Raw genomic sequence first — 22265 nt, 5'->3', positions numbered from 1 at the left:
GAGGCAGAAGGGATCGGATCCACTCCTCCTCTGTCTTGCTGAGAAGGAGTGCTGCTGAGGGCCGATCCGGTAGATGGTCCGGTTGCTATGGTCCGGACTGGCTGCCCATGAGAATCCGTCGGTCGCTGCTGGGATAGCAGCACAGGGGCTGACGCCGGTTTGCCCTGGCTCATCTGAGGGCGAGGGCCATGCGAGATCCAAAGCGTAGCCGACACGACCGAGGCCGCTGCGAGACCGGCGCTTATGAATAGCGTGGATCTGATCATTCCGCCTCACCCCTGGACTGATGGTGTGGATGCCGCCTGGCCATGGCCTCTTCGACGCGGTCTCGTCCAGAAGGGTTCTCTCAAACCGCGGCTTTGAGGCCGATTGAAGCCGAGGAAGTGACTTGACCTGTCCGCCGGCGGTGCGCGCTCCGCCGTGCAGGAGGTCGAAGAGACCCTCGCGGCCCTGGGTTACGAGCCCATCGGCTACGCAGATCCGAAGCGGCGCTGACAGCTCGGTGCTCGGAGTCAGGACGCTTCGACATGCTGATCGTCGACAACCGGCCGTCGGATCCCTTGGGTCTCGATCCGATATTTGTCTGATTGCGGCCTCAGCTTCCGCCTGTGGTGCCGGAAGATTGTACGATTCTCAGGTGCGATTGGGTTGGAGATATCTCGATCTGTCGCGAGGCAAAGGCCGCTGTGAGGAAGGTTTCGGCATCCATCGGCTTGCCATAGCGATAGCCCTGGCCCTCATGACAGCCGTGAGAGGCGAGGAAGGCCTCCTGCGCCCCCGTCTCGATGCCCTCGATGACTTCAAGCCCCAGGCTGCGGGCGAGCGTCAGGACAGATTCAACGATAGCTGCATCGTGGTTACGGGTAGGTTGCAACGCGGGCGCGGAGGTCTTTCTGCGGCCGTAAAGCGGGAGCACGCGGATTGCTGGGCCGCCGGAAAGCGGCAAGTCGACCTTGGTGACAGCCCTCACGGAGCGGATCGCCGAGGCTGATTTCGAGTTCTGCATTTTCGACCCGGAAGGAGATTACGTCGGGCTTCAAAAATGCGTTCTGCGTCGGCGACGCGGTCACGCCGCCGCGGGCAGATGAAGTCATGAGGCTGCTGCGCGCGGTCGGCGTCAATCTGGTCGTCAACGCGCAGGCGCTGACGCTGCGACAGCGGCAGAGTCTACTTCGGGATCTTCTTTCGCAAACGTCTGATTTGCGTAGCCGAACCGGTCGGCCCGACTGGTTGATCATCGATGAGGCACATCAGGTCCTGTCAGCGGAATGTGAGCCTGGGCCGCTTTCTTTGTCCGATATGCCAAGAATTATTCTGGCGACGGCCTACCCTGGGGCATTGTCACAGGCCATTCTGGGCGATGTCGATACTATCCTGGCCTTCGGAGCTGCAAGAAAGATCGAAGCTCTCTTCGGGGGACGAAGTGAGGACCTCGAACCGCCGCGTGCCATTTCTACTGGGGAAGCCGTTTACTGGGATCGCAAGCGCACGTCACCGGTCATTCTCAGGGTCGCTCAACCTCATCAGGTCCATCGACGACATAAGGGTAAATACGCCGTCGGCGACGTAGGCAGGGCGCGAAGCTTTTACTTCACTCGGAGCCTGGAACGGCCCAGACAAGCGCGAAATCTGTTCGAGTTCCTCGATATTGGCGATCAGGTCGGAGAAGGTACCTGGATGCGCCACCTCCGGGCCGGAGATTACTCAGCGTGGTTCGAGCACGTGATTAGGGATCCGGAATTGGCCCGTGACGCATTTCAGATCGAAAGTGACCCTCACATGAGCGTCGCGGAGGGCCGCAGGCGAATAAGGGAAGCAATTGTGCGGCTCCATGCAGCACCCGCTCCGGTGCCAAGGCATGTCTCAAACGACCGCATCGCGCATACACCTGGGTAGGCGACCGGTCAGCCGGCCGACCCGTGCGTCCCAATCCGCCGAGGTCGGGTCCATCGCTGTGCTGCTCCGGAATGGAAGATTGTGGATCGGATGCGTCGCTCATGCGAGCGGCTTCTGACCGCGACGCGCTCTCGCTCCGTCAGCGCCTTGGCGCCGGACGCCCGCCGTTCTTACCGCTCGGCGCCCTGCTCGGCATCGACCGCGAGCCGAACGACCGGCGCGCGCCGCCGTTCATGCCGAGGCGAGGCACCTCGTCCCGCTTCCTGCCTGAGCGCGGGGAACTCCGCCGCCGTGACCGTCTCCGCGTCCAGGAGGAGCTTCGCTCCACCCTCCAGGTCCTGCCGCCGTTGTCTCGGTGCCCGGCGGCCTTCAGGGTCAGGTGCGCCGCGGGCTAGCGCGTCGATCAGCCAAGCCACGGTCGCCTCGTGGTCGGCATGCGCGATCGCGGGAGTTCCGTCGGAGAAGGACGTCTCCGACCCAGACACGTCGACCTTCGCCTCGCCACCGATGCCGAAGACGCCGCCCCGGCATAGGCGATGTGCGGTTCCCTCGTCGTAGAGGGCGAACTTGAGGCTCGACGCCCCCGTTCGGCACGAGGATCGTCGGCGTCAACAGGGAATCCCGGCGCGATGGGCGAAGAGCTGCGCGAGAGCGCAGGAGGCCATCCGCACCTCCGCACTATCGGAGCGGCTCGTCAGGATGATCGGGACGCGCGCGCCGAGCAGGATGCCGGCGGCATCGGCGCCCGCGAGGTGGATCAGCTGCTTGGCGAGCATGTTGCCCGACACGAGGTCAGGCACCACGAGGACGTCGGCATCGCCCGCCACCGGCGAGGCGATGGCCTTAACGGCGGCGGCGGCGCGGGAGACCGCGTTGTCGAAGGCCAGCGGCCCGTCGACGAGGCCGCCCGTGATCTGTCCGCGCTCGGCCATCTTGCACAGGGCCGCGGCGTCCAGCGTCGAGCCTAGCTTGGTCGAGATCGTCTCGACGGCCGATAGGATCGCCACCTTGGGCTGCGCGATGCCCAGCGCGCGAGCGAGGTCGATGGCGTTCTGCACGATGTCGCGCTTCTCCTCCAGGCTCGGCGCGATGTTGACGGCCGCATCTGTCAGAAACAGCGGCTTGGGGCAGCTCGGCACGTCGAGGACGTAGACGTGGCTCATGCGCCTCTCTGTTCGCAGGCCCGACGTCCGTGAGACAACGGCCGCCAGGACCTCGTCGGTATGGAGGGCGCCCTTCATCAGCGCCGTCACCTGTCCGGCGCGCGCGAGTTCCACGGCGCGCTCCGCTGCGGCATGGCTGTGGGGCGCGTCGACGATCTCGATGCCGTCGAGGGCAAGACGGGCCACGTGCGCCGCGGCCTCGATCTTAGCCCGGGGTCCTACCAGAACCGGCACGATCAGCCCGGCGTCACGCGCAGTGAGCGCGCCCTCAAGCGAGGCCGCATCGCAAGGATGCACGATTGCCGTCAGGGCCGGGCTGAATTTGCGCGCCGCCTCGATCAGATGGTTCCAGTGAACGCCTCGCTCGTGCAGGTGGACTTCGGGTAGCAGGGCGCGCGGCCGGCGCACCTTCTCGGTGGGGGCCAGCACCTCGGCCTCGCCCGTGATGACCGTCTCGCCCCGCCCGTTCAGACAGACGCAATCGAGTAGGAGGCGCTGACGGGACCCGTCCTTCTCGCGCACCGTGACGCGCGCGGTGACCGCGTCGCCAATTCGGACCGGGTGCAGGAAGCGCAGGGATTGGCCGAGATAGATCGTGCCTGGCCCCGGCAGCTCGGTGCCGAGCACCGCCGAAATCAACGAGCCGCCCCACAGCCCGTGCGCGATCACCCCATGGAAGCGGTCCGTCGCGGCGAACTCCTTGTCGAGATGGGCCGGATTCACGTCGCCGGAGGCGAGCGCGAATAGGCTGATGTCCTGCGCCTGCAGTGTGCGGGTCAGGCTGGCGGTGTCGCCCACCGCGATCTCGTCGAAGGTGCGGTTCTCGATGAAGCGAAGCGGTTCCATCATGCCACCACGTTCAGGCCGCCATCGATGAAGGTGACATTGCCGGTCACGCCTTGTGCCGCGTCACCGGCTAGCAGCGCCGCCACGGCGCCGACCTCCTCGATGGTGACGAGTCGGCGCTCGGGAGCCCTCGCCCGGGCGGTCGCGAGCAGATCCTCAAAACGGTCGAGCCCGGACGCGGCCCTCGTCGCGATGGGACCGGGCGAGAGCGCGTTGACACGGATGCCCTTGGGGCCGAGCTCGGCGGCGAGCGATCGGACGGTGGCCTCCAGCGCGGCCTTGACGGGGCCCATGACGTTGTAGTGCTCGACCACCTTCTCGGCGCCGTAGTAGCTCACCGTGAGGATCGACCCGCCCCCGCGCATCAGCGGCTCGGCCAGGCGCGTCATCCGGATCAGCGAGTGGACCGAGATGTCCATCGCCCGGGCGAACCCGGCCCGCGAGCAGTCGACCACGCGGCCGTGCAAATCCTCGCTCGGGCAGTAGGCGATGGCGTGGAGCAGGAAGTCGAGCCGTCCCCAGGCCGCCGAGATCCGGTCCATGACGGCTTCGAGCTGCCCGTCGCGCTCGACGTCGAGCGGCGCCAGGACGGCGGCCTCAACCTCCCGGGAAACCGGTTCAACGAAGGGCAGCGCCCGGTCGTCGAGGTAGGTCAGCGCGAGCTCGGCACCGGCAGCCCGGAAGGCGCGGGCACAGCCGGTCGCGATGGAGTGTGTGTTGGCGACACCGACGACAAGTCCGACTTTGCCGGCGAGCGGCTGCGCGAGGGACACCGCTCAGGCCTCCAGCACGTAGGTGCCGGGCGCGTCACCGAGCACCGCATAGCCCGATGCCGGCGCACCCGTCGCGGGCGGAGGACCAAGCGGTCCCGAGCGCGCGGTGAGCCAATTGGCCCAGGCCGGCCACCAGGAGCCCTCTCTGGAAGCCGTCTCCGCCACCCAAGTGTCGGGATCACGGTACCGGTCGGCCGTGCCCCGGGTCCGGATCCGGTGCCGGCGATGCGCATGCCCAGCTTCCGTCACGATCCCGGCATTGTGGCCGCCGCTGCAGAGGACGAAGGTGATCTCGGTTTCGGCGAGGAGGTGTATCTTGAACACCGAGCGCCAGGGCGCGACATGGTCGCGCTCCGTACCCACCGCAAAGACCGGGACCCGGATGTCGGTCAGGGAGACCGGCCGGCCTCCGGCCTGGAGGCGTCCTTCCGCGAGATTGTTGTCGAGGAACAGGCCGCGCAGGTACTCGGAGTGCATCCGGGCCGGCAGGCGCGTGGCATCCGCATTCCAGGCCATCAAGTCGGTCATCGGCTCCCGCCGGCCGAGAAGATAGTCGCGGATGATCCGGGACCAGATCAGGTCGTTCGAGCGCAGGAGCTGGAAGGCGCCGGCCATCTGCCGGGCATCGAGCGTGCCCTGGCTGCGCATCAGGCTCTCCAGGAAGCTGATCTGGCTCTCGCCGATGAACAATGTCAGCTCGCCGGCCTCGGTGAAATCGACTTGCGCGGCGAACAGGCTCAGCGACGCCAGGCGCTCGTCGCCGTCGCGGCTCATCGCGGCAGCCGCGACGGCGAGGAGCGTGCCGCCGAGGCAATATCCGGCGGCGTGGATCGGGTGGCCGGGAACGATGGACGACACGGCATCGAGGGCCGCCATCACGCCGAGCCGGCGGTAATCGTCGAAGGAGACGTCCCGGTCTTCCGGACCGGGATTGCGCCAGGAGATCATGAAGACGGTGTGGCCCTGGTCCGTGAGGTACCGGACCAGCGAGTTCTCGGGCGACAGATCGAGGATGTAGAACTTCATGATCCAGGCCGGCACGATCAGCACCGGCTCCGGCCTGACCTCGGCAGTGGCCGGGGCGTACTGGATCAGTTCGATCAACCGGTTGCGGAACACGACCGCCCCGGGTGAGACAGCCACCGCGCGCCCGACCGGGAAGGCGTCGGCGCCAACCGGGCCGAGCCCCTCGGCCGCGCGCGCGGCGTCCTCGGCGGCGTTGAGCAGGCCCGCCATGAGGTTCGTGCCACCGGTCCGTAAGGTCTCGCTCAGCACGACCGGATTGGTCCACGGCAGGTTCGACGGCGAGACGGCGTCGAGGACCTGACGCGCGGCGAACGCGACCAGGTTCTCGTGCTCTCGCGAGACGCCGGGCACGCCGGTCGTAGCGTTGTGCCACCATTGCTGGGTCAACAGGAATGACTGGTAGGCGAGGCTAAACGGCCAGACCTGCCAGGCCGGGTCGTCGAAGCGGTGGTCCTGGGGCAGCGGATCGATGCAGGGGGCGGCGCGGCCTTGCAGCAGAGCGTTCCGGGCCGCGAACTGGGCAAGACGCATCCGCTTCCGGAGGAGCTTCACCGCCAAGGTGGCCTGCTTGCCCGGCGAGAAGGCCGCGTGGACGGCCCAGTCGAACCACGCCTCGGCGAGCGCCGCTGGCGAGAGGCCGCCCGTCATCCGGGCGACCGAGGCGTGCACGCTCTGATCGATCGCGCGCCGGACCGGCGCCAGATCGTCCTCTTCCTCGGGATCGGAACGGTATGCCGGGCTGCGGACCTCTCCGAGCGAGCGCAAATGCGACGATGGCGCCTTGACCGGCGCGGCCGGATCTCTGACTTCCGCGTCGAGCATGCGCGATCTCCTGCAGCGCCGCGGACGTTACGGTGTGCGGGACCGCGCGCCCGTGATCCAGATCAAACATGCAGGAAAGAGCGGGTGGCCAGCCGCAGGAGCCCTGCCGAGCGGGCCGCAGGACAGTGCGGCCACGCCTCCAAATCACGGGTGTCCGTCACGGCGACGACCTGCCCGGCCCGGACCACATCGCCTTCGTCAACGAGAAGGCGCGCGACGCGGCGGGCGAACTTGGTGTCTATGTCCACCGCGTCGGCCTCACGCCTGCCGTTTCCGGGACCGAAGCCAGGCGGCAGCAGCGGCCGTTGTGCCTTCCAACACCTTTAGCCGCCGTCGGCGAGGATCAGCAGCACGACGGCGACGGTGAGCCACAGGCCTACCGAACGCCGACGCGGCCCGGTGGGCACAAGGTGCGCAGGAGCCGGGCCGACACCCCCGCGGGTCAGGATGACCTCGCCGGGAACGACCGTGCTTGGGACGACCTCCGCCCGTCCGGTCGCGCGTACTCACGTTGGACAGGGTAGCTCCACGGTCATGAAGGGGTGCCCGCGATCTGCGACTTGGCGACGGGCGGCGCTCCAGGAGGACCGGGCTCCGCCGCCCCCGTGCCGTCCGAATCCCCGTCATCCGGGGAAGGCAGGACCAATCCGGTGATCGGCTCGACCCAGGCCAGGTGATCGCGCAGGGCCGTGATGCCCGGCACACCCTCGACGGCTGCGTGGACGGCGCTGCGCTCCCGTTCATCGGTGATCCAGCCGTGCAGCTCGGCCGTGCCGCCGTCGACGGTAACTTCGATCGTAGCCTTCGGGATGCAGATGGCGCGGTCGAACTCGGCGAGGATGTCATGACGAATGTCGGCGTCACTCCGGTTGCCAACGGGTTGATCCGCGGCCAATGCGGCGCCGAGTACCCGAACGATATCCGCTCGGCTGATCATCCCGACCACGGCGCTTCCACGCAGGACCGGCACCCGCTTGATCCGAGCCCGTGTCATGGCCTCGACGATGGCGTGCAGGGGAGCGTCCTCCGTGACGGTGGTCACGGGACTGGACATCACCTCCTCCACCAATCGGCCGTGCGAGTGGGCGTATTCTTCGGCGAGCTTACCGGGGCTGCGGAGGTACTGGATCCAGCGCGGTGCGCGGCCTTCGGTACCAAGCTCGGTCCGGCGGAGCAGATCGCCCTCGGTGACGATCCCGACGAGCAGGCCCTGCGCGTCAATGACCGGCAAGCCGCTGATACCGGCTTCGAGCATGAGGTCGATCGCGCGACGGAGGGTAGTCTTTGGGCAGGCACTGACGACGGGCGCGGACATGATCTGACGCGCGCGCATCTGTTGCGCCCTTCTCTCCGGACGCGCTCGGTCGCTCCCGAACGGCGAATAGGTATCTGCCGGAGGTGCCGGTGCCGGATTCGGATCACGGGTAACTTTGGGCATCCACGTCCTCCCGAGGTGGGATCGGTGCGCGGCCGGGCGTCGCTTCATCCTGCCGCGCATCGCATCGAGCTACGGACCGGCAAGCATCCCGCAGGTGGCGTCGGTCACGCGAACGAGATGCGCAGCCCGCAGATCCGCTCGCTTTGCGCTGGATCAAGCTTGATTGCGCCCGGACGACAGGCAGAGATTCTGGACGCGGAAGTGGCGCATAGGGCCTCGGTCGTTACCGGAAGCCGCCCTGTCATCGCTGTGCGGGCGTGCCGCCCCTGTCGCCTGCGGCCGGAATACATGTCCAACTTACGCTTGCCGATCCATCACGCGTTGATCGATCTCACACGACGCGCCTGCGTATAATTCAAGTATTCGCTGCAGAATGGCGCACTTGCTTCGGTTCGCCGGAGCATGTTCGGCCCAACGTCAAAGCACAGAAGAACGACGATTGTGATGCCGAGGCGATCGCCGAGGCAGCCACACGCCCAACCATGCGCTTCGTGCCCCTGAAGGCACAGGAGCAGCTCGATATGCAGAGCCTGCACAGGGTCCGGTCGCGGCTGGTCGGCATGCGCACCATGCTCATGAACCAGCTTTTCTTCTGATGTGATTCATTGGCGTACGAGCCGCGATATTATGCAGGCTCATCGGTCGCGCGACAGGCAATCTCTCGCTCTGACGTCTCTGCACAGCAAGGGGCAGTGACCTGTTCACGGGCGCCCGCGAACGACGCCGGCGCGCTCCATCTGCGGCACATCCGGCCTTGGTTGGCCGTCTCAGTCAGCCCGGCTCGGGATCGCCGCCCGATCACCTCACTTCTTTGAAGATCCAAAATTGCCCTCAATACAAACTTAATCTATCAAATCCTCAATAACAACTTTATGCATTTCATTGATTCGTTTTTTGCGACGACTTTACCACCTCAGCGGAGATCAAAGCAACCGGGCGGCCGCTTTGCCATGCGTGGGAGATTCAGGCAATATATCTTGTTTGATAATGATATTTACGGCAACATTTCATCCGCAGCATGTGCTATCGAGACAGCACAGGCGACCGAATCGGGCCCGTCTTGCGGATCGAACCTGTCTTGTCGCAGGAGACGGCATCTGTGCGGGGCCGCCGAAGCAAGGATCGACCGGTTTGTCCGGTCGCGGCGAAGCGGGGTGTGTCGATCATGATGTTTGCTGTTCCCCCCGTGCTCTTGACGCTGGCATTGACGATGCCGGTCTCGGACAAGATGCCGACATTCGACGTTCGAGGCAGTTGCCAGGCGGCAACGCAGCAGATGACTCTCGACGCCGGCCGGCAGAAGCTCTGCCTCGCGGACGAGGGATCGGCGCGTGCAGAGGTCGCCAAGCACTGGTCCAGCTATCCGGCCGGTGATCGGACGCGTTGCGCAGCGGAAGCGCAACTCAACGGCTTGCCCAGCTATGTCGATCTGCTCGAATGCCTGACCCTCGCCCGGGAAGCCAAGGCCGAAGATGGTCAGTAGCCGCCGCAAGAGCGAGGCCGCAGACCGTCCCGCAGCGATCTCAGGTTGAGGGCCAACTGTGCCGTTCCTGTTGCAGCTTCCCAGATCTGTCCATTGTCTGGCCTTGGTGGCCATCGCCGGCCTCGCCGCCGGCTGCCGCGAGGCCAATCAATACGTTCCGCCGCCGCCGCCCAGCGTCTCGGTCGCGCAGCCTGTCGTGCGCACGGTGACGCGCTACTTCGAACTCACGGGTAACACCAAGGCGTTCGCGGCCGTCGATCTCGAGGCGCGGGTTCAGGGGTTCCTGGAGGCGATCACCTACAGGGACGGCGCCGTGGTGAAGAAGGGCGCACCGCTCTTCTCCATCCAGCGCAACACCTACGAGGCGCAGCTCAAGCAGGCGCAGGGCGCCCTGGCGGCGCAGCAAGCCGCCCTGGCGAACGCCCAGTCGGAATATCAGCGCCAATCCACGCTGGGACGGCAGGAATTCGCCTCGCAGGCCCGCGTGGAGGACGCCAAGACCAAGCAAGACCAAGCCAGCGCCGCCGTGATGGAGGCGCAGGCCAACCTCGACATCGCCACGATCAATCTCGGCTACACGCAGGTTTCCGCGCCCTTCGACGGTGTCGTCACCAACCACCAGGTGGATGTCGGCGCGCTCGTGGGCATCAGCGGACCGACCAAGCTGGCGCAGCTCGTGCGCATCGATCCGCTCTACGTCTACTTCAACGTCAGCGAGCAGCAGGTGCTGCTGGTCAAGCAGCACCTGCTCGCGACGCAACGGACGCTGGGCGACCTGTCCAAGATTCCGGTGGAGATCGGCCTGCAGACCGAGACCGGCTATCCGCATACCGGCAAGCTCGACTACCTCGCGCCGCAGGTCGACCCGTCCACTGGCACGCTCCTGGCCCGGGCGCTCATCGAGAACGGCGATCACGCCCTCCTCCCGGGCCTGTTCGTGCGGGTCCGGATCCCGGTCGGGCGCCAGGACAAGGCCCTGCTGGTCCGCGACGACGCCATCGGAACGAACCAGCAGGGCAGCTACGTGCTCACGGTCGGGGCCGACGACACGGTCTCGCAGCGGGTGGTGACGCTCGGCCCGCGGGACGGACGCTACCGGGTGATCGAGACCGGGCTCACGCCCGGCGACTGGGTCGTCACCGACGGGATCCAGCGGGCCATCCCCGGGGCCAAGGTCGCGCCCCAGAAGGTGGCGGTGGCCGATGTCCCGTCCGACGCGGCGTCGCTTCAGCGGTGAGAGATCGGTCGGAGGCCGGCCTCCGCGAACCCGCGCCCCGCCGCTGCGGCGGGCCGCTCCTGAGATGCCGGCACCGAGGACCAACGGCATGATCTCGCGCTTCTTCATCGAGCGGCCGGTCCTGGCCAACGTGCTGGCCCTGGTCATGGTGCTGGTCGGCGCGGTGTCGCTGCTCAACCTGCCCGTCTCGCAGTACCCCAACGTCGTGCCGCCGACGGTTCAGGTCACGACCCGCTATCCGGGGGCCAGCGCCCGCACGGTGATCGACACGGTGGCGCTGCCGATCGAGCAGCAGGTCAACGGCGTCGAGGGCATGCTCTACATGCAGTCGACCAGCGCGAGCGACGGCACCTACACCCTCACGGTCACCTTCGCGATCGGCACGGACGGCGATCAGGCCCAGGTGCTGGTGCAGAACCGCGTCGCGATCGCGATGTCGTCGCTGCCTCAGGCGGTCCAGGTCCAGGGCGTGACGACCCAGAAGAAATCCACCGCCATCCTGCAATTCGTGACGCTGTCGGCCACCGACGGGAAGTTCGACAGCCTGTTCCTGTCGAATTACGGCGTCATCAACGTGCAGAACGAGCTGGCCCGGCTGCCCGGCGTCGGCAACGTTACGGTCTTCGGCGCCGGCCAGTACGCGATGCGGATCTGGCTCGATCCCGACCTGGTGCAGGCCCGCGGCCTCACCCCCGACGCCATCATCAACATCGTGCAGCAGCAGAGCCAGGAGGTCACCGCGGGCGCCGTGGGGATGCCGCCGGTCCCGGCCGGCCAGGATTTCCAGTACACCCTCAACGTCAACGGGCGGCTCAACAACGCCGCGGACTTCGAGAACATCGTCATCAAGGCGGACGCGCAGGATGGCGGCCGCATCACCCGCCTGCGCGATGTCGGCCGGGTCGAACTCGGCGCGCAGACCTACAGCCAGTCCTTCACGCTGAACGGACAGCCCGCGGCCGGCATCGGCATCTACCAGTTGCCCGAGGCGAACGCGCTGACGGTGGCGAACGCAGTCCGCACCCGGATGGCCGAGCTCGCGAAGACTTTCCCGCCGGGCCTCGTCTACGCTATCCCGTTCGACACGACGGAATTCGTGCAGGCCTCGATCCACGAGGTCTACAGGACGCTGTTCGAGGCGGCCGTGCTGGTTCTGATCGTCATCCTGGTCTTCGTTCAGGACTGGCGCGCCATGCTGGTGCCGGCCACGACCGTGCCGGTCACCATCATCGGCGCCTTCGCGGCCATGGCGGCGATGGGCTTCAGCGTGAACCTCTCGACGCTGTTCGCCATCGTGCTGGCCATCGGCATCGTGGTGGACGACGCCATCGTGATCGTCGAGGGGGTGTCCCACCACATCGACGAGGGCCTCTCGCCGCGGGCGGCGGCCGAGAAGGCGATGGAGGAGCTGTTCGGCCCGATCATCGGCATCACCCTGGTCCTGATGTCGGTCTTCGTGCCGGCTGCGTTCCTCCCCGGCCTGACCGGGCAGCTCTACAAGCAGTTCGCCCTGGTGATCGCCGCAACCGCGCTGATCAGCGCGATCAACGCCGCCACCCTGAAGCCGACCCAGTGCGCCCTGTGGCTGCGCAAGCCGGTGCCGCCGGAGAAGCGGAACGTGTTCTACCGCGGCTTCAACCGCGTCTACGGCGTCCTTGAGAACGGGTACGCTCGGCTGATCGCCCACATGGTCCGGCGCAGCGGCCTCATGGTCGCCGTGGCGCTCCTGCTGATCGGGCTCGCCGGATGGGGGCTGACCCGCCTGCCCACCGCCTTCCTGCCCACCGAGGATCAGGGCTACGTCCTGATCGGCGCCCAGCTGCCCGACGGGGCCTCGAAGGAGCGCACCGACGCGGTGATGCAGCGGATCAGCGCCCAGGCGAAGGCGACGCCGGGCGTCGACAACGTGCTCTCGATCAGCGGCATCTCGGTCCTCGATTCCAGCGCCACCCTGCCCAATGCCGGCGTCGCCTACGTGGTTCTCAAGAACTGGGACGTCCGGGCCAGGGAGAAGGGCCAGGATCTGCGCAGCCTCTACGACCGCTTCAACGCGATGCTGGAGGGCGTCGAGGACGCCGCCACCTTCGTGCTCATCCCGCCGCCGATCCAGGGCATCGGCAACGCCAGCGGCTTCACCATGCAGATCGAGCTGCGCAACGGCGATTTCGATTACCCCCTCCTGGAGAGCCTCGCCCGGACGATCGTGGCCGACGGGAACGTGCAATCCGGGCTGCAGAAGCTCAACACCTCGTTCCGGGCCGGCGTGCCGCAGATCTCGATCGCGGTGGACCGGATCAAGGCCGAGGCGCTTGGCGTGACGGTCGGGCAGGTCTTCTCGACCCTCTCGAGCTATGTGGGCTCGTCCTACGTCACGCAGTTCAACAAGTTCGGCCGGACCTTCCAGGTCTACGTGCAGGCCGCGCCCGATTACCGGCTCCGCCCCGAGGATATCGAGAACCTGAAGGTGCGCGCCGGCAACGGGGCGATGGTGCCGCTCGGCACAGTCGTGGAGATCAAGTCCGTGCAGGGCCCGTCCCTGATCAGTCTGTACAACCTCTACCCGACGGCCACGATCGTGGGTGGCGCGGCGCCCGGGTTCAGCTCAGGGCAGGCGCTGGACCTGATGCAGCAGATCGCCGCCAAGGTATTGCCGCCCGGCACGGGCTATGACTGGACGGCGATGTCGTATCAGGAGAAGGCGGTCGGCGCGCAGATCTACCTCGTGTTCGGGCTCGCCATCCTCCTCGTCTACCTGGTTCTGGCCGGGCAGTACGAGAGCTGGATCCTGCCGCTGGCGGTCCTGCTCGGGGTGCCGCTGGCGCTCCTGGGCACCGTCGGGGCGCTAATGCTGCTCGGCGTCGCCAACAACCTCTACACGCAGATCGGCCTGATCCTGCTGATCGCGCTGGCGAGCAAGAACGCCATCCTGATCGTCGAGGTCGCCCGCGAGAAGCGGCAGGCCGGCCTCGACATCGCGACCGCTGCCGTAGAGGCGGCGCGTCTGCGCTTCCGCCCGATCCTGATGACGTCGTTCGCCTTCATCCTCGGCGTTCTGCCTCTCGTCACCGCCTCGGGAGCCGGGGCCGCAGCGCGCAAGTCGATCGGCATCACGGTGTTCAGCGGGATGCTCGCCTCGACCTGCCTGGCGGTGCTGTTCGTGCCGTCCTTCTACGTCATCCTGCAGCGCATCGAGGAACGCCGCGTGCGGGGACGGCAGACCGCGCACGTCGAGGCTCCGTCTTCGGCCGCGGAGAGTACCTGAGTCCGATCGGGCTTCAACGAGGCGATCTTTTTCAGGGACCCACCAACTCGGCAACCCTTTTACTTCCCGTCGGCGACACCCTCCTGCCGATTCAGGCCGGCGGTCCTGACCTCACCGTGCAGGCCCACCGGCAACGTCGTCTGTCCGCTCGCCACCGTTCGTGAGACAGCTCCGGGAACGACGAGTGCGAACGGAAAAACCGGACGAAGGTGCCTCCCCAACACTTGATCCGGCCGGTCATGCTGCAGAGCGGCGCGCGTTTACGGACCTGCGCCCGGCCGAGCCAAGGATAGTTTGAAAACATACGCAGCTTACCACGCCAGTTTCTTTCTTAGCTATGTTAATGATCGCCCCTCATCATCGGCATAGTCCTGAGTGGACGGTGACGTTCCACGGGATGGCGAACATGACCACAGATCGCGTCGACCTGGACGATCATACGGCTTGGCTGGTCCAGCAACTTGCACGCAACGGGCCGGTCTCGGCCCAGGCGGCGACGGCCCTGACGATCGAAAAATTGCGCCGTCTGGAAGATCTGGCCCGGAATGCCGGAGCCGACCGGCAGGCATTCCAGAAGATCCTGTCAGCCCGTCGCGTGCTCGGCGACCATGCTGACCTCGGACGGGCCCCGATTTTCGATGAGGACGATGTTGCGATCAGCCCAACCCCGCAAGCGTTGAAGCTTTCCGTACCCGTTTCCGCACCGGCGATTCAGATATTCGGTCTATCGGACCGCACGGAAGCGGGTGCATGAGATCTTCGCCCAGACCTGCCGACGATCCTGTGATGCGCAGGCTGGTCACTCTTCTGGAGGAGCAGCTGCCGAATTCTGCCCATCAGGCGCGCATCCACCTGCTGGCACAGCTTTCCCTCTTGGAGCAGGACGCAGTCGCGACGGGTGTCGACCCGGGGACGCTGCGCTCAATCCGTGCCGTTCAGCTGTTCGTCCGGACGAGCGACCCGCTGACCGGCGCGTCATTGCGTTGATCAGGACTCGCGCCGATGTCGGGCGATCTGAGGCCGGCGCGCCAGGACCGGTCGTGCGGTGGACAGCGGTGTTTCGCACTCCGCGCCTCGCTGGGCCCGATTGTCCCGGTCAGCCGGGACAAACCCCGGACCACTGACGCGGCCTCGATCACGGCCGCGCCTGCGATACCTTCGGCCTGCAACTGCCACATCGGCTCGAACAGGCCACCGGCCAGGCGCAGGTCCCGGATCGGGCCGTCTTCGACGATCCGGCCCCCGTCGATCACCGGGACGCGGTCGAAGGCCGCGAGCGTCGACAGGCGATGGAGTGGGGCTTCTCGGGCGTGATGGTGCGCGGCTCGGGCATCCCGTGGGACCTGCGCAAGGCGCAGCCTTACGAGTGCTACGAGGAGATGGAATTCGACATCCCCGTGGGCAAGAACGGCGACACCTACGACCGGCAGGTGATCCGCATGGAGGAGATGCGCCAGTCGGTGCGCATCATGAAGCAGTGCGTCGCCAAGCTGCGCGAGCCCGCCGGCCAGGAGCCGATCGCGGCCCTCGACGGCACGTTCGCGCCGCCGCCGCGCCGGGCGATGAAGCGCTCGATGGAGGCGCTCATCCGGCCGCGGGCGCGGTCTTGCACCGGAAGGGGCCGATCAAGCGCTCATACTCGGCCTCGGCCGGACCGTAGCTCGCGCCCGCAAGCTTGCAGAGGATCGCCCGGTCCTGAACGATGATCCGCGCCCGCTTGGCGCTGATGGCGCCGTGACCCTCGAGCGCCTGCATCGCGAGGGTCACGCCAGAGCGCGTCGTGCCGAGCATGATCGCCAGGAAATCGTGCGTCAGCAGCAGCTCATCTCCGTCCAGGCGATCATGCGCCATGAGGATCCAGCGGGCTAACCGCTCTTCAATCGAGAAGATCGCGTTGGACATCGCTGTCTGGCTCAGGGTCATCACGAGCACATGCGTGTACCGCAACAGCAGGTCGTGCAGGGCGGGACATTGGCGAATGGTTGCCTGCAGAGCCTCGACCTTGATCCGGAGCCACGGCCCGCCAACCTGCACCATCAGTTCGTGGGGCGTGCGATCCGAGCCAAGCACCGTCGCGGTGCTGACCATCGCTTCGAAGCCGAAGCAGCCGACCTCGATCCTGCGGTTCTCGTGCGTGACCGCGATGTTCGACGACAGGCCGCCCTCCGGGAAGTAGGCGAACTCCAAGACTTCGCCGACCGAGGCCAGGACATCACCCTTCTCGACCTCCACACGTTCGAGATGTGACAGAAGCTGCTCCAGATCGCCCGACGGCAGCGCCTGTAGCAAGCGGTTCTCGAACTTCGTCAGACCCATCGCAAGCGTCCGCCCTTCCTAACATCGTATGGGCGCGCCCATGCTGGACAGATCGATCGGACAGGTGGATCGAGCGGTCTGAACGAAGGCTGCGTCAAGAGGTCTGCTCGATAGACCCGTGAAGGTTGGGCCGGTTCCGCGAAGACGCCTCCCCGCGCCAGCCGTGGCATCATCCGCCCTTACCTCGGCCGCTCCTCCTTCAGGATCGCAGCCACCGGTCAGGAATTTTCAGGCACGGCACGGCTTCGGCTACGCGACCGAGCGCTCGCGGCATCTGCCTTTGAGGCGCCGCCATGTGCATTGAGCGGCGGCAACGGGCTCGGAGCCTCCTGTCGCCTGCCGGCCGGCAAGCCGATGAGGGCTCTCCAACCCGCTCGGCCCCGCGGAGTCCCGATCCCCGCCGTCCACTCGGCTCCGCTCGACCAGGCCGGCTGGACATGACGCAGACACGTGTGGCGACCCGATCCACCTGCATCTTGAGCCCGATACCGGGGCCAGTGGCGCAGGTGCCGGACCCTCGCTCCGATTGACATGCGTTAGTGCGCCGCACTTCGGCAGCAGATAGGCCAAGCAGCCCACAGGCCGCTGGAGGGTACCTGCGCCGGCCGAGTTCGCGCCACGGCTGCTTGGGCCGAGCCGTTTCCGGCCCGGCGAAGCTGGCCACGAGAGCTAGATGGAACGTCCAGGTATCATCGAGACAGCGGACATTGCGGCGGGCCGCTACAAGCTGCTGGTCGAGGCGATCACGGATTATGCGATCTACATGCTGGATCGCGACGGTCATGTGACAAGCTGGAACCCGGGCGCCAGGCGGTTCAAAGGCTATGCGGCCGAGGAGATCATCGGCCGTCACTTCTCGGCCTTCTACACAGACGCTGAACGCGCCGCGGGCGTGCCAGCGCGAGCGCTGCACGAGGCAGCCCAGACGGGGCGCTTCGAGCGAGAGGGTTGGCGCGTACGCAAGGACGGCACGCAATTCTGGGCCCACGTCATCATCGACCCGATCAGGTCGCCGGACGGCGAACTCATCGGGTTCGCAAAGATCACCCGCGACCTCACCGAGCGGAGAACCGCCGAGGCGAAGCTTCGGGAGAGTGAGCAGCAGTTCCGACTGCTTGTCCAGGGCGTGAAAGACTACGCGATCTATATGCTGAATGCGCGTGGCGAGGTCGCAAGCTGGAATGCCGGCGCACAGCGGATCAAAGGTTACAGTCCGGAAGAGATCATCGGGAATCATTTCTCCGGTTTCTACACGCAAGCTGACCGCGATGCCGGCCTGCCACAACTCGGGCTGGACACGGCTGCGCGTGAGGGCCGTTGGGAGAACGAAGGGCTGCGGGTTCGCAAGGACGGGACCACGTTCTGGGCGCACGTTACCGTCGACGCGATACGCGACGATGGTGGTCAGCTGATCGGGTTCGCGAAGGTTACCCGCGACATCACCGAGCGCCGCCGGGCGGAAGAGGCACTGCAGCAGGCTCAGGCGGCCATGCTGCGCTCGCAGAAGCTCGAAGCTGTCGGTCAGCTCACGGGCGGCATCGCCCACGACTTCAACAACCTGCTTCAGGTGATCAGCGGCAACCTGCAGCTGCTCAGCAAGGACGTCGCCGGCAATCCCCGCGCCGAAACGCGGGTGCAGAACGCCATGGCCGGGGTGGCGCGCGGGGCGAAGCTCGCATCGCAGTTGCTCGCCTTCGCCAGGCGCCAGCCGCTGGAGCCGAAGGTCGTCAATATCGGCCGCTTGGTCCAGGGCATGGACGACATGCTTCGCCGCGCACTCGGCGGTGAAGTCGAGATCGAGACCGTCGTGGCGGGCGGGCTGTGGAACACCCTCGTCGATCCCGACCAGATCGAGAACGCTGTCCTCAATCTCGCGATCAACGCCCGCGATGCGATGGACGGCCATGGCCGCCTGACCGTCGAGGCGAGCAACGCCTTCCTGGACGACGCGTATGCGCGGGGTCACGACGACGTCGCGCCGGGTCAGTACGTGCTGCTGGCGGTGACCGATACCGGCGTGGGCATCCCTCAGGACGCGCTCGAGCGGGTCTTCGAGCCGTTCTTCACGTCCAAGCCGGAGGATAAGGGTACCGGTCTCGGCCTCGCGATGGTCTATGGTCTCGTGAAGCAATCCGGCGGGCACATCAAGATCTACAGCGAGGTGGGTGCAGGCACGACCGTGAAGGTCTACCTGCCGCGTGCGATGGACAAGGAGGACGCCCTCGTCGCCACGCCGCCTGTGGAGATCGGTGGGGGCGACGAGACGATCCTGGTCGTCGAGGACGACGACGAGGTTCGCGAGGTCGCCGTCTCCATGCTGGGTGAACTCGGCTACCGGGTTTTCAAGGCGCGAGATGCCGCGAGTGCGCTGGCGATCGTCGAGAGCGGCCTGCCCATCGACTTGATCTTCACCGACGTGATGATGCCTGGCGCCTTGCGCAGCCCCGAGTTGGCGCGCAAAGCCAAGCAACGTTTGCCCAATCTCGCGGTGCTGTTCACGTCTGGATACACGCAGAACGCCATCGTGCACGGCGGACGCCTCGATCCCGGCGTTGACCTGCTCGGCAAACCCTACACGCGCGAAGCGCTTGCGCGGAAGGTCAGGCATGTGCTTGCCAACCAGGCTCAGCGCCAAACGGTTGCTCGAACCGACACCCGGCCTCTGGACCGGGACGCCGTGAAGGGCGCGACCGTGCTGCTGGTCGAGGACGATTCGGTCATCCGGGGCACGACGACCGAGATGCTGATCGATATCGGCTGCCGCGTTCGACAGGCGGGCAGCGTGGAAGAAGCCTACAGGGTGCTGGAAGTCGACAGCATAGACGTCCTCCTCACGGATGTCGGCTTGCCGGGCATCTCCGGCCTGGAACTTGCCAAGACAGTGCGGGCTCGCCAGCCGGAGGTGTGTGTGATTCTTGCGTCGGGCGACAAGGGTGTCGGGTCCGACGCTGCCTTCCTGCGCGCCTCTCTCGTCGTGAAGCCCTATACGCCCGACACCCTGAGGCAGACGATCGCAACGGCGCTTCAGGTGCGCAGGCTCACATCCCGCCAGCAACTCGGTTAGCGCCGATTCCGGGCGTCCGATCTGCTCCCTCTGGCTGATTGATCCGGCGCTCGATCTCGGCGCTTGGGCGGTCCAGCCGGTTGGTGGAGTGACGCCTGACCCGATGCTGAGCGATAAAGCCTCATGCAGGCTCGGTAGGCCTGATCCGGTCAGCAGACCGCCGCAACTGGCCAGAGGCATGCATCGGCACGAGGTGAAGCCCTCCAAGATGCGAGCCAAGATGCAGCGGCTGCGCATCCCGGCTGCGACGAGAAATCCTGATGTTCCTCAGTGTGTTCGACGTGTTCAAGCTCGGCATCGGACCGTCCTCGTCCCACACCATGGGACCGATGACGGCAGCGGCCGACTTCCTGGACCTGCTGCGCGCCGACCGCGCGAGCCAAGCGGCCGAAGCAATCCGCGTGACCTTGTACGGCTCTCTCGCCTTTACGGGTCGTGGGCATGCCACAGAACGGGCGGTGGCCCTCGGCCTCCTCGGCTACCGACCCGCCACGATCGAGATGGACGAGGCCGAGCGTCAGCTTGCGGAGCTTCGCGTCAGCAAGCGCCTGGCCCCGCCGGGACTGCCGGCACTCACCTTTGACCCGTTGACCGCAGTCGTCTTCGATTTCGGGCCCCCGCTACCCGGACATTCGAACGGCCTCATCGTCACGGCTTTCGACGCCCAGGGCGCACAGATCCTGTCCGAAACCTACTACTCGATCGGCGGCGGCTTCATCCTGACGGCCGCCGAACGGGACGTGGGTCTCCCGCCCTCCTCGGAGGCTTCCGATCCGCGGCTCTGGCCCTACCCATTCGAGTCCGCGGCCGCCATGCTGCGCATGGCGCGGGAGAGCGGCCTGTCGATCGCCGGCATGAAACGCGCGAACGAGGCCGTCGGCCGCTCGGATGCCGAGATCGAGGCGGGTCTTGCACGCATCTGGCAGACCATGGACGGCTGCATCGAGCGTGGTCTGTCGCGCGAAGGGGAGCTGCCCGGCGGCCTGCGCGTCAGGCGTCGGGCCAAGCGCATACGAGACCAGCTTCTGAGCGAACAAGGCTCGAACAGGGCGCAGCCTCACAGCGTGACCGAGTGGTTGAGCGTATATGCGATGGCGGTCAACGAAGAGAATGCGGCCGGCGGCCAGGTGGTGACGGCGCCGACGAACGGTGCCGCGGGCGTCGTTCCAGCCGTGATCCGGTATTATCTGGACCGTTGCATCGGCGCCGACCCGGCCCGGGTTTCGGATTTCCTGCTGACGGCCGCAGCCATCGGCGGACTGATCAAGCACAACGCCTCGATCTCGGGCGCGGAGGCCGGTTGCCAGGGCGAAGTCGGCTCCGCCAGCGCGATGGCGGCGGGCGGCCTGTGCGCCGTACTCGGCGGCACGCCCGCGCAGGTCGAGAACGCCGCCGAGATCGCGCTGGAGCACCATCTCGGAATGACCTGCGACCCGGTCGCGGGCTTGGTCCAAGTGCCTTGCATCGAGCGGAACGGCATCGGAGCCACGAAAGCCGTCGCGGCCGCATCGCTCGCGTTGCGCGGCGACGGGTCCCATTTCATGCCGCTCGACAATTGCATCGCGGCCATGCGGCAGACCGGCGAGGAGATGAGCACCAAGTACAAGGAAACGAGCTTGGCCGGTCTCGCCGTGAACCTCCCGGAATGCTGACGATCAGCGCGGTGTGCCTGCTCATGCTCGCTGCAGCGGAGCGCGAGAACGTACCGGCCCCTGAACAGACCTGGCTGCCGTGGGTTGATCGCACGTTCGTCGTGCGTCCGACCGAGACCGGGGCGGCGCAGCCGAGCCCGTAGATCCCACAGCACCCACGCGAGCGATGATGGCAGAGCTCCGAACAGCCCTGGTTGCGGGCGCAAACGGAATCATCGGCAAAGCGCTGATGCAGGAACTTGCGGCATCGGAGGGTTGGCACGCGCGTGCCCTCTCACGGCGGCCGCACGGATCGAGCGAGGCCATTGCGGCTGATCTGACTGATCCAGAAGCGACCCGCGCCGCCCTCGCTCAGGCCCGCGAAACCACCCATCTGTTCTATGCCGCTCTCGCACCCCCGGCCGAGCCTTGCCGATGAGGACCGCGTGAACGGCGCGATGCTGCGCAACCTTCTCGACGGACTGGAAGCGGTCGGCGCCCCTCTGGAGCGCGTGGTTCTATATCAGGGCGCGAAGGTCTACGGTGTCCATCTCGGCCCGGTTCCAGCGCCGTTCTACGAAGACGAGAACCCACGCCACATCGGGCCGAACTTCTACTTCACGCAAGAAGATGAGTTGCGGAGTCGGGCGGATCGCGGCGGGGCGGCTTGGTCTATCCTCCGTCCCGACGTGGTGGTTGGCGATGCCGCCGGCAACGCCATGAACATCGCCACGGTGATCGGCGCCTACGCCGCCTTGTGCAGGGTGGAAGGCGCCGCATTCCGTTTCCCGGGGCCGGCCCACGTCTACGAGGGTGTGTTTGCCCAGGTGACGGATTCCGGCGCCCTCAGCCGGGCAAGCCTCTGGGCCGCGACGTCCGATGCCGCGCGCGGTGAGGCCTTCAACTACGTGCACGAGCCCTTCCGGTGGCGACGGGTCTGGGAGAAGCTTGGCGCCGCGCTCGATCTGCCGGTCGGGCCGCCGGTTCCGATGCGCCTGGCCATCCACATGGCGAGCAAGAAGCCGGTCTGGACGCGACTAGCGGCAGAACAGGGCCTGAGCGACCTGCCCTTCGAGAGGGCGGTCGGCTGGAGCTTCGGCGATTTCGTGTTTCACAGCGACTTCGATCTGGTCTCCGACATGGGCAAGATCCGGCGCGCGGGTTTCGGTGAGAGCATGGACAGCGTCGAGGCCTTGGTCGCTGCTATTCGCCGCTTGCAAGAGGCGAAGGTGCTGCCGCGCTAGGACCAAGGGCTCCGGTGGCAGGACAATCCTCGGCTTGACCTGATTGGCCTCGACGTAACCCACG

At 66.5% G+C, this 22265-nt stretch carries 18 protein-coding genes and 2 pseudogenes; 13 read left to right on the top strand and 7 right to left on the bottom strand.

Features of this window, described 5'->3' with window-relative positions:
* Positions 1 to 595: 595 nt before the first annotated feature.
* A complete protein-coding gene (locus tag BLT59_RS20620) occupies positions 596 to 970 on the bottom strand; it encodes an EAL domain-containing protein (protein ID WP_244514073.1) in 375 nt (124 codons plus the stop codon).
* 122 nt (positions 971 to 1092) lie between these two features.
* Between BLT59_RS20620 and BLT59_RS30715 the strand changes: the two genes are divergently transcribed.
* Positions 1093 to 1896 carry an ATP-binding protein gene (locus tag BLT59_RS30715; protein ID WP_139174079.1) on the top strand — a complete coding sequence of 268 codons (804 nt, stop codon included), beginning with the start codon at positions 1093 to 1095 and terminating at the stop codon, positions 1894 to 1896.
* Between the two features lie 608 nt (positions 1897 to 2504).
* Here BLT59_RS30715 and BLT59_RS20610 read toward each other — a convergent pair.
* The 5 genes from BLT59_RS20610 to BLT59_RS20590 all read right to left on the bottom strand — a co-directional run bounded on the left by BLT59_RS20610 (position 2505) and on the right by BLT59_RS20590 (position 7859).
* A complete protein-coding gene (locus BLT59_RS20610) occupies positions 2505 to 3905 on the bottom strand; it encodes a bifunctional enoyl-CoA hydratase/phosphate acetyltransferase (protein WP_091784902.1) in 1401 nt (466 codons plus the stop codon).
* Positions 3905 to 4678 carry an enoyl-ACP reductase FabI gene (gene fabI / locus BLT59_RS20605; RefSeq protein ID WP_091784689.1) on the bottom strand — a complete coding sequence of 258 codons (774 nt, stop codon included), beginning with the start codon at positions 4676 to 4678 and terminating at the stop codon, positions 3905 to 3907. Before fabI ends, BLT59_RS20610 begins: the two co-directional genes overlap by 1 nt.
* Before the next feature lie 3 nt (positions 4679 to 4681).
* A complete protein-coding gene (locus BLT59_RS20600; protein WP_091784686.1) occupies positions 4682 to 6526 on the bottom strand; it encodes a PHA/PHB synthase family protein in 1845 nt (614 codons plus the stop codon).
* A 62-nt stretch (positions 6527 to 6588) separates the two neighbouring features.
* Positions 6589 to 6774, bottom strand: a complete 186-nt coding sequence (locus BLT59_RS32275) for a hypothetical protein (RefSeq protein ID WP_348272294.1) — start codon at positions 6772 to 6774, stop codon at positions 6589 to 6591.
* Positions 6775 to 7058: 284 nt separating this feature from the next.
* The gene (locus tag BLT59_RS20590) at positions 7059 to 7859 is read right to left on the bottom strand and encodes a CBS domain-containing protein (protein WP_175544080.1); all 801 of its coding nucleotides are present in this window, start codon (positions 7857 to 7859) and stop codon (positions 7059 to 7061) included.
* A 497-nt stretch (positions 7860 to 8356) separates the two neighbouring features.
* On the opposite strand from BLT59_RS20590, the pseudogene BLT59_RS20585 reads away from it, so the two are divergent.
* The 7 genes and pseudogenes from BLT59_RS20585 to BLT59_RS31910 form a co-directional block, all read left to right on the top strand.
* A pseudogene (locus tag BLT59_RS20585) lies at positions 8357 to 8551 on the top strand (transposase); the annotation flags it as partial.
* A gap of 578 nt (positions 8552 to 9129) precedes the next feature.
* Positions 9130 to 9447 (top strand): hypothetical protein, encoded by a 318-nt coding sequence (locus BLT59_RS20580; RefSeq protein WP_244514082.1) that lies wholly within the window; start codon positions 9130 to 9132, stop codon positions 9445 to 9447.
* Positions 9448 to 9505: 58 nt separating this feature from the next.
* The gene (locus BLT59_RS20575; protein WP_091784677.1) at positions 9506 to 10684 is read left to right on the top strand and encodes an efflux RND transporter periplasmic adaptor subunit; all 1179 of its coding nucleotides are present in this window, start codon (positions 9506 to 9508) and stop codon (positions 10682 to 10684) included.
* 88 nt (positions 10685 to 10772) lie between these two features.
* A complete protein-coding gene (locus tag BLT59_RS20570) occupies positions 10773 to 13946 on the top strand; it encodes an efflux RND transporter permease subunit (protein ID WP_091784674.1) in 3174 nt (1057 codons plus the stop codon).
* Positions 13947 to 14352: 406 nt separating this feature from the next.
* Complete coding sequence (locus BLT59_RS20565) at positions 14353 to 14700, top strand: hypothetical protein (RefSeq protein ID WP_091784671.1); 348 nt, start codon at positions 14353 to 14355, stop codon at positions 14698 to 14700.
* Positions 14701 to 14732: 32 nt separating this feature from the next.
* The gene (locus tag BLT59_RS20560; protein WP_091784668.1) at positions 14733 to 14933 is read left to right on the top strand and encodes a hypothetical protein; all 201 of its coding nucleotides are present in this window, start codon (positions 14733 to 14735) and stop codon (positions 14931 to 14933) included.
* Positions 14934 to 15232: 299 nt separating this feature from the next.
* A pseudogene (locus BLT59_RS31910) lies at positions 15233 to 15535 on the top strand (NADH-quinone oxidoreductase subunit D); the annotation flags it as partial.
* Here the strand turns inward: BLT59_RS31910 and BLT59_RS20550 are convergent.
* On the bottom strand, positions 15531 to 16262 hold the full coding sequence (locus tag BLT59_RS20550) for a Crp/Fnr family transcriptional regulator (RefSeq protein ID WP_091784665.1): 732 nt from the start codon (positions 16260 to 16262) through the stop codon (positions 15531 to 15533). The pseudogene BLT59_RS31910 and the gene BLT59_RS20550 sit on opposite strands and share 5 nt — an antisense overlap.
* A gap of 673 nt (positions 16263 to 16935) precedes the next feature.
* Here BLT59_RS20550 and BLT59_RS20545 point away from each other — a divergent pair.
* The 5 genes from BLT59_RS20545 (at position 16936) to BLT59_RS20535 (ending at position 22201) form a co-directional block, all read left to right on the top strand.
* On the top strand, positions 16936 to 19326 hold the full coding sequence (locus BLT59_RS20545) for a hybrid sensor histidine kinase/response regulator (RefSeq protein WP_091784662.1): 2391 nt from the start codon (positions 16936 to 16938) through the stop codon (positions 19324 to 19326).
* Between the two features lie 260 nt (positions 19327 to 19586).
* Positions 19587 to 20978, top strand: coding sequence for an L-serine ammonia-lyase (locus tag BLT59_RS20540; RefSeq protein ID WP_091784659.1), 1392 nt, complete (start codon positions 19587 to 19589; stop codon positions 20976 to 20978).
* The gene (locus BLT59_RS31410; protein ID WP_175544078.1) at positions 20972 to 21121 is read left to right on the top strand and encodes a hypothetical protein; all 150 of its coding nucleotides are present in this window, start codon (positions 20972 to 20974) and stop codon (positions 21119 to 21121) included. Before BLT59_RS20540 ends, BLT59_RS31410 begins: the two co-directional genes overlap by 7 nt.
* 23 nt (positions 21122 to 21144) lie before the next feature.
* Entirely contained in the window at positions 21145 to 21396 is a 252-nt protein-coding gene (locus BLT59_RS31905) for an NAD-dependent epimerase/dehydratase family protein (protein ID WP_348272293.1), read from the top strand.
* 7 nt (positions 21397 to 21403) lie between these two features.
* The gene (locus tag BLT59_RS20535; RefSeq protein WP_244514072.1) at positions 21404 to 22201 is read left to right on the top strand and encodes a Rossmann-fold NAD(P)-binding domain-containing protein; all 798 of its coding nucleotides are present in this window, start codon (positions 21404 to 21406) and stop codon (positions 22199 to 22201) included.
* Positions 22202 to 22265 lie beyond the last annotated feature (64 nt).

This window comes from Methylobacterium sp. UNC378MF (assembly GCF_900103195.1).
Taxonomy (GTDB): Bacteria; Pseudomonadota; Alphaproteobacteria; order Rhizobiales; family Beijerinckiaceae; genus Methylobacterium.
This window is presented reverse-complemented; position numbering and strand designations above follow the sequence as displayed.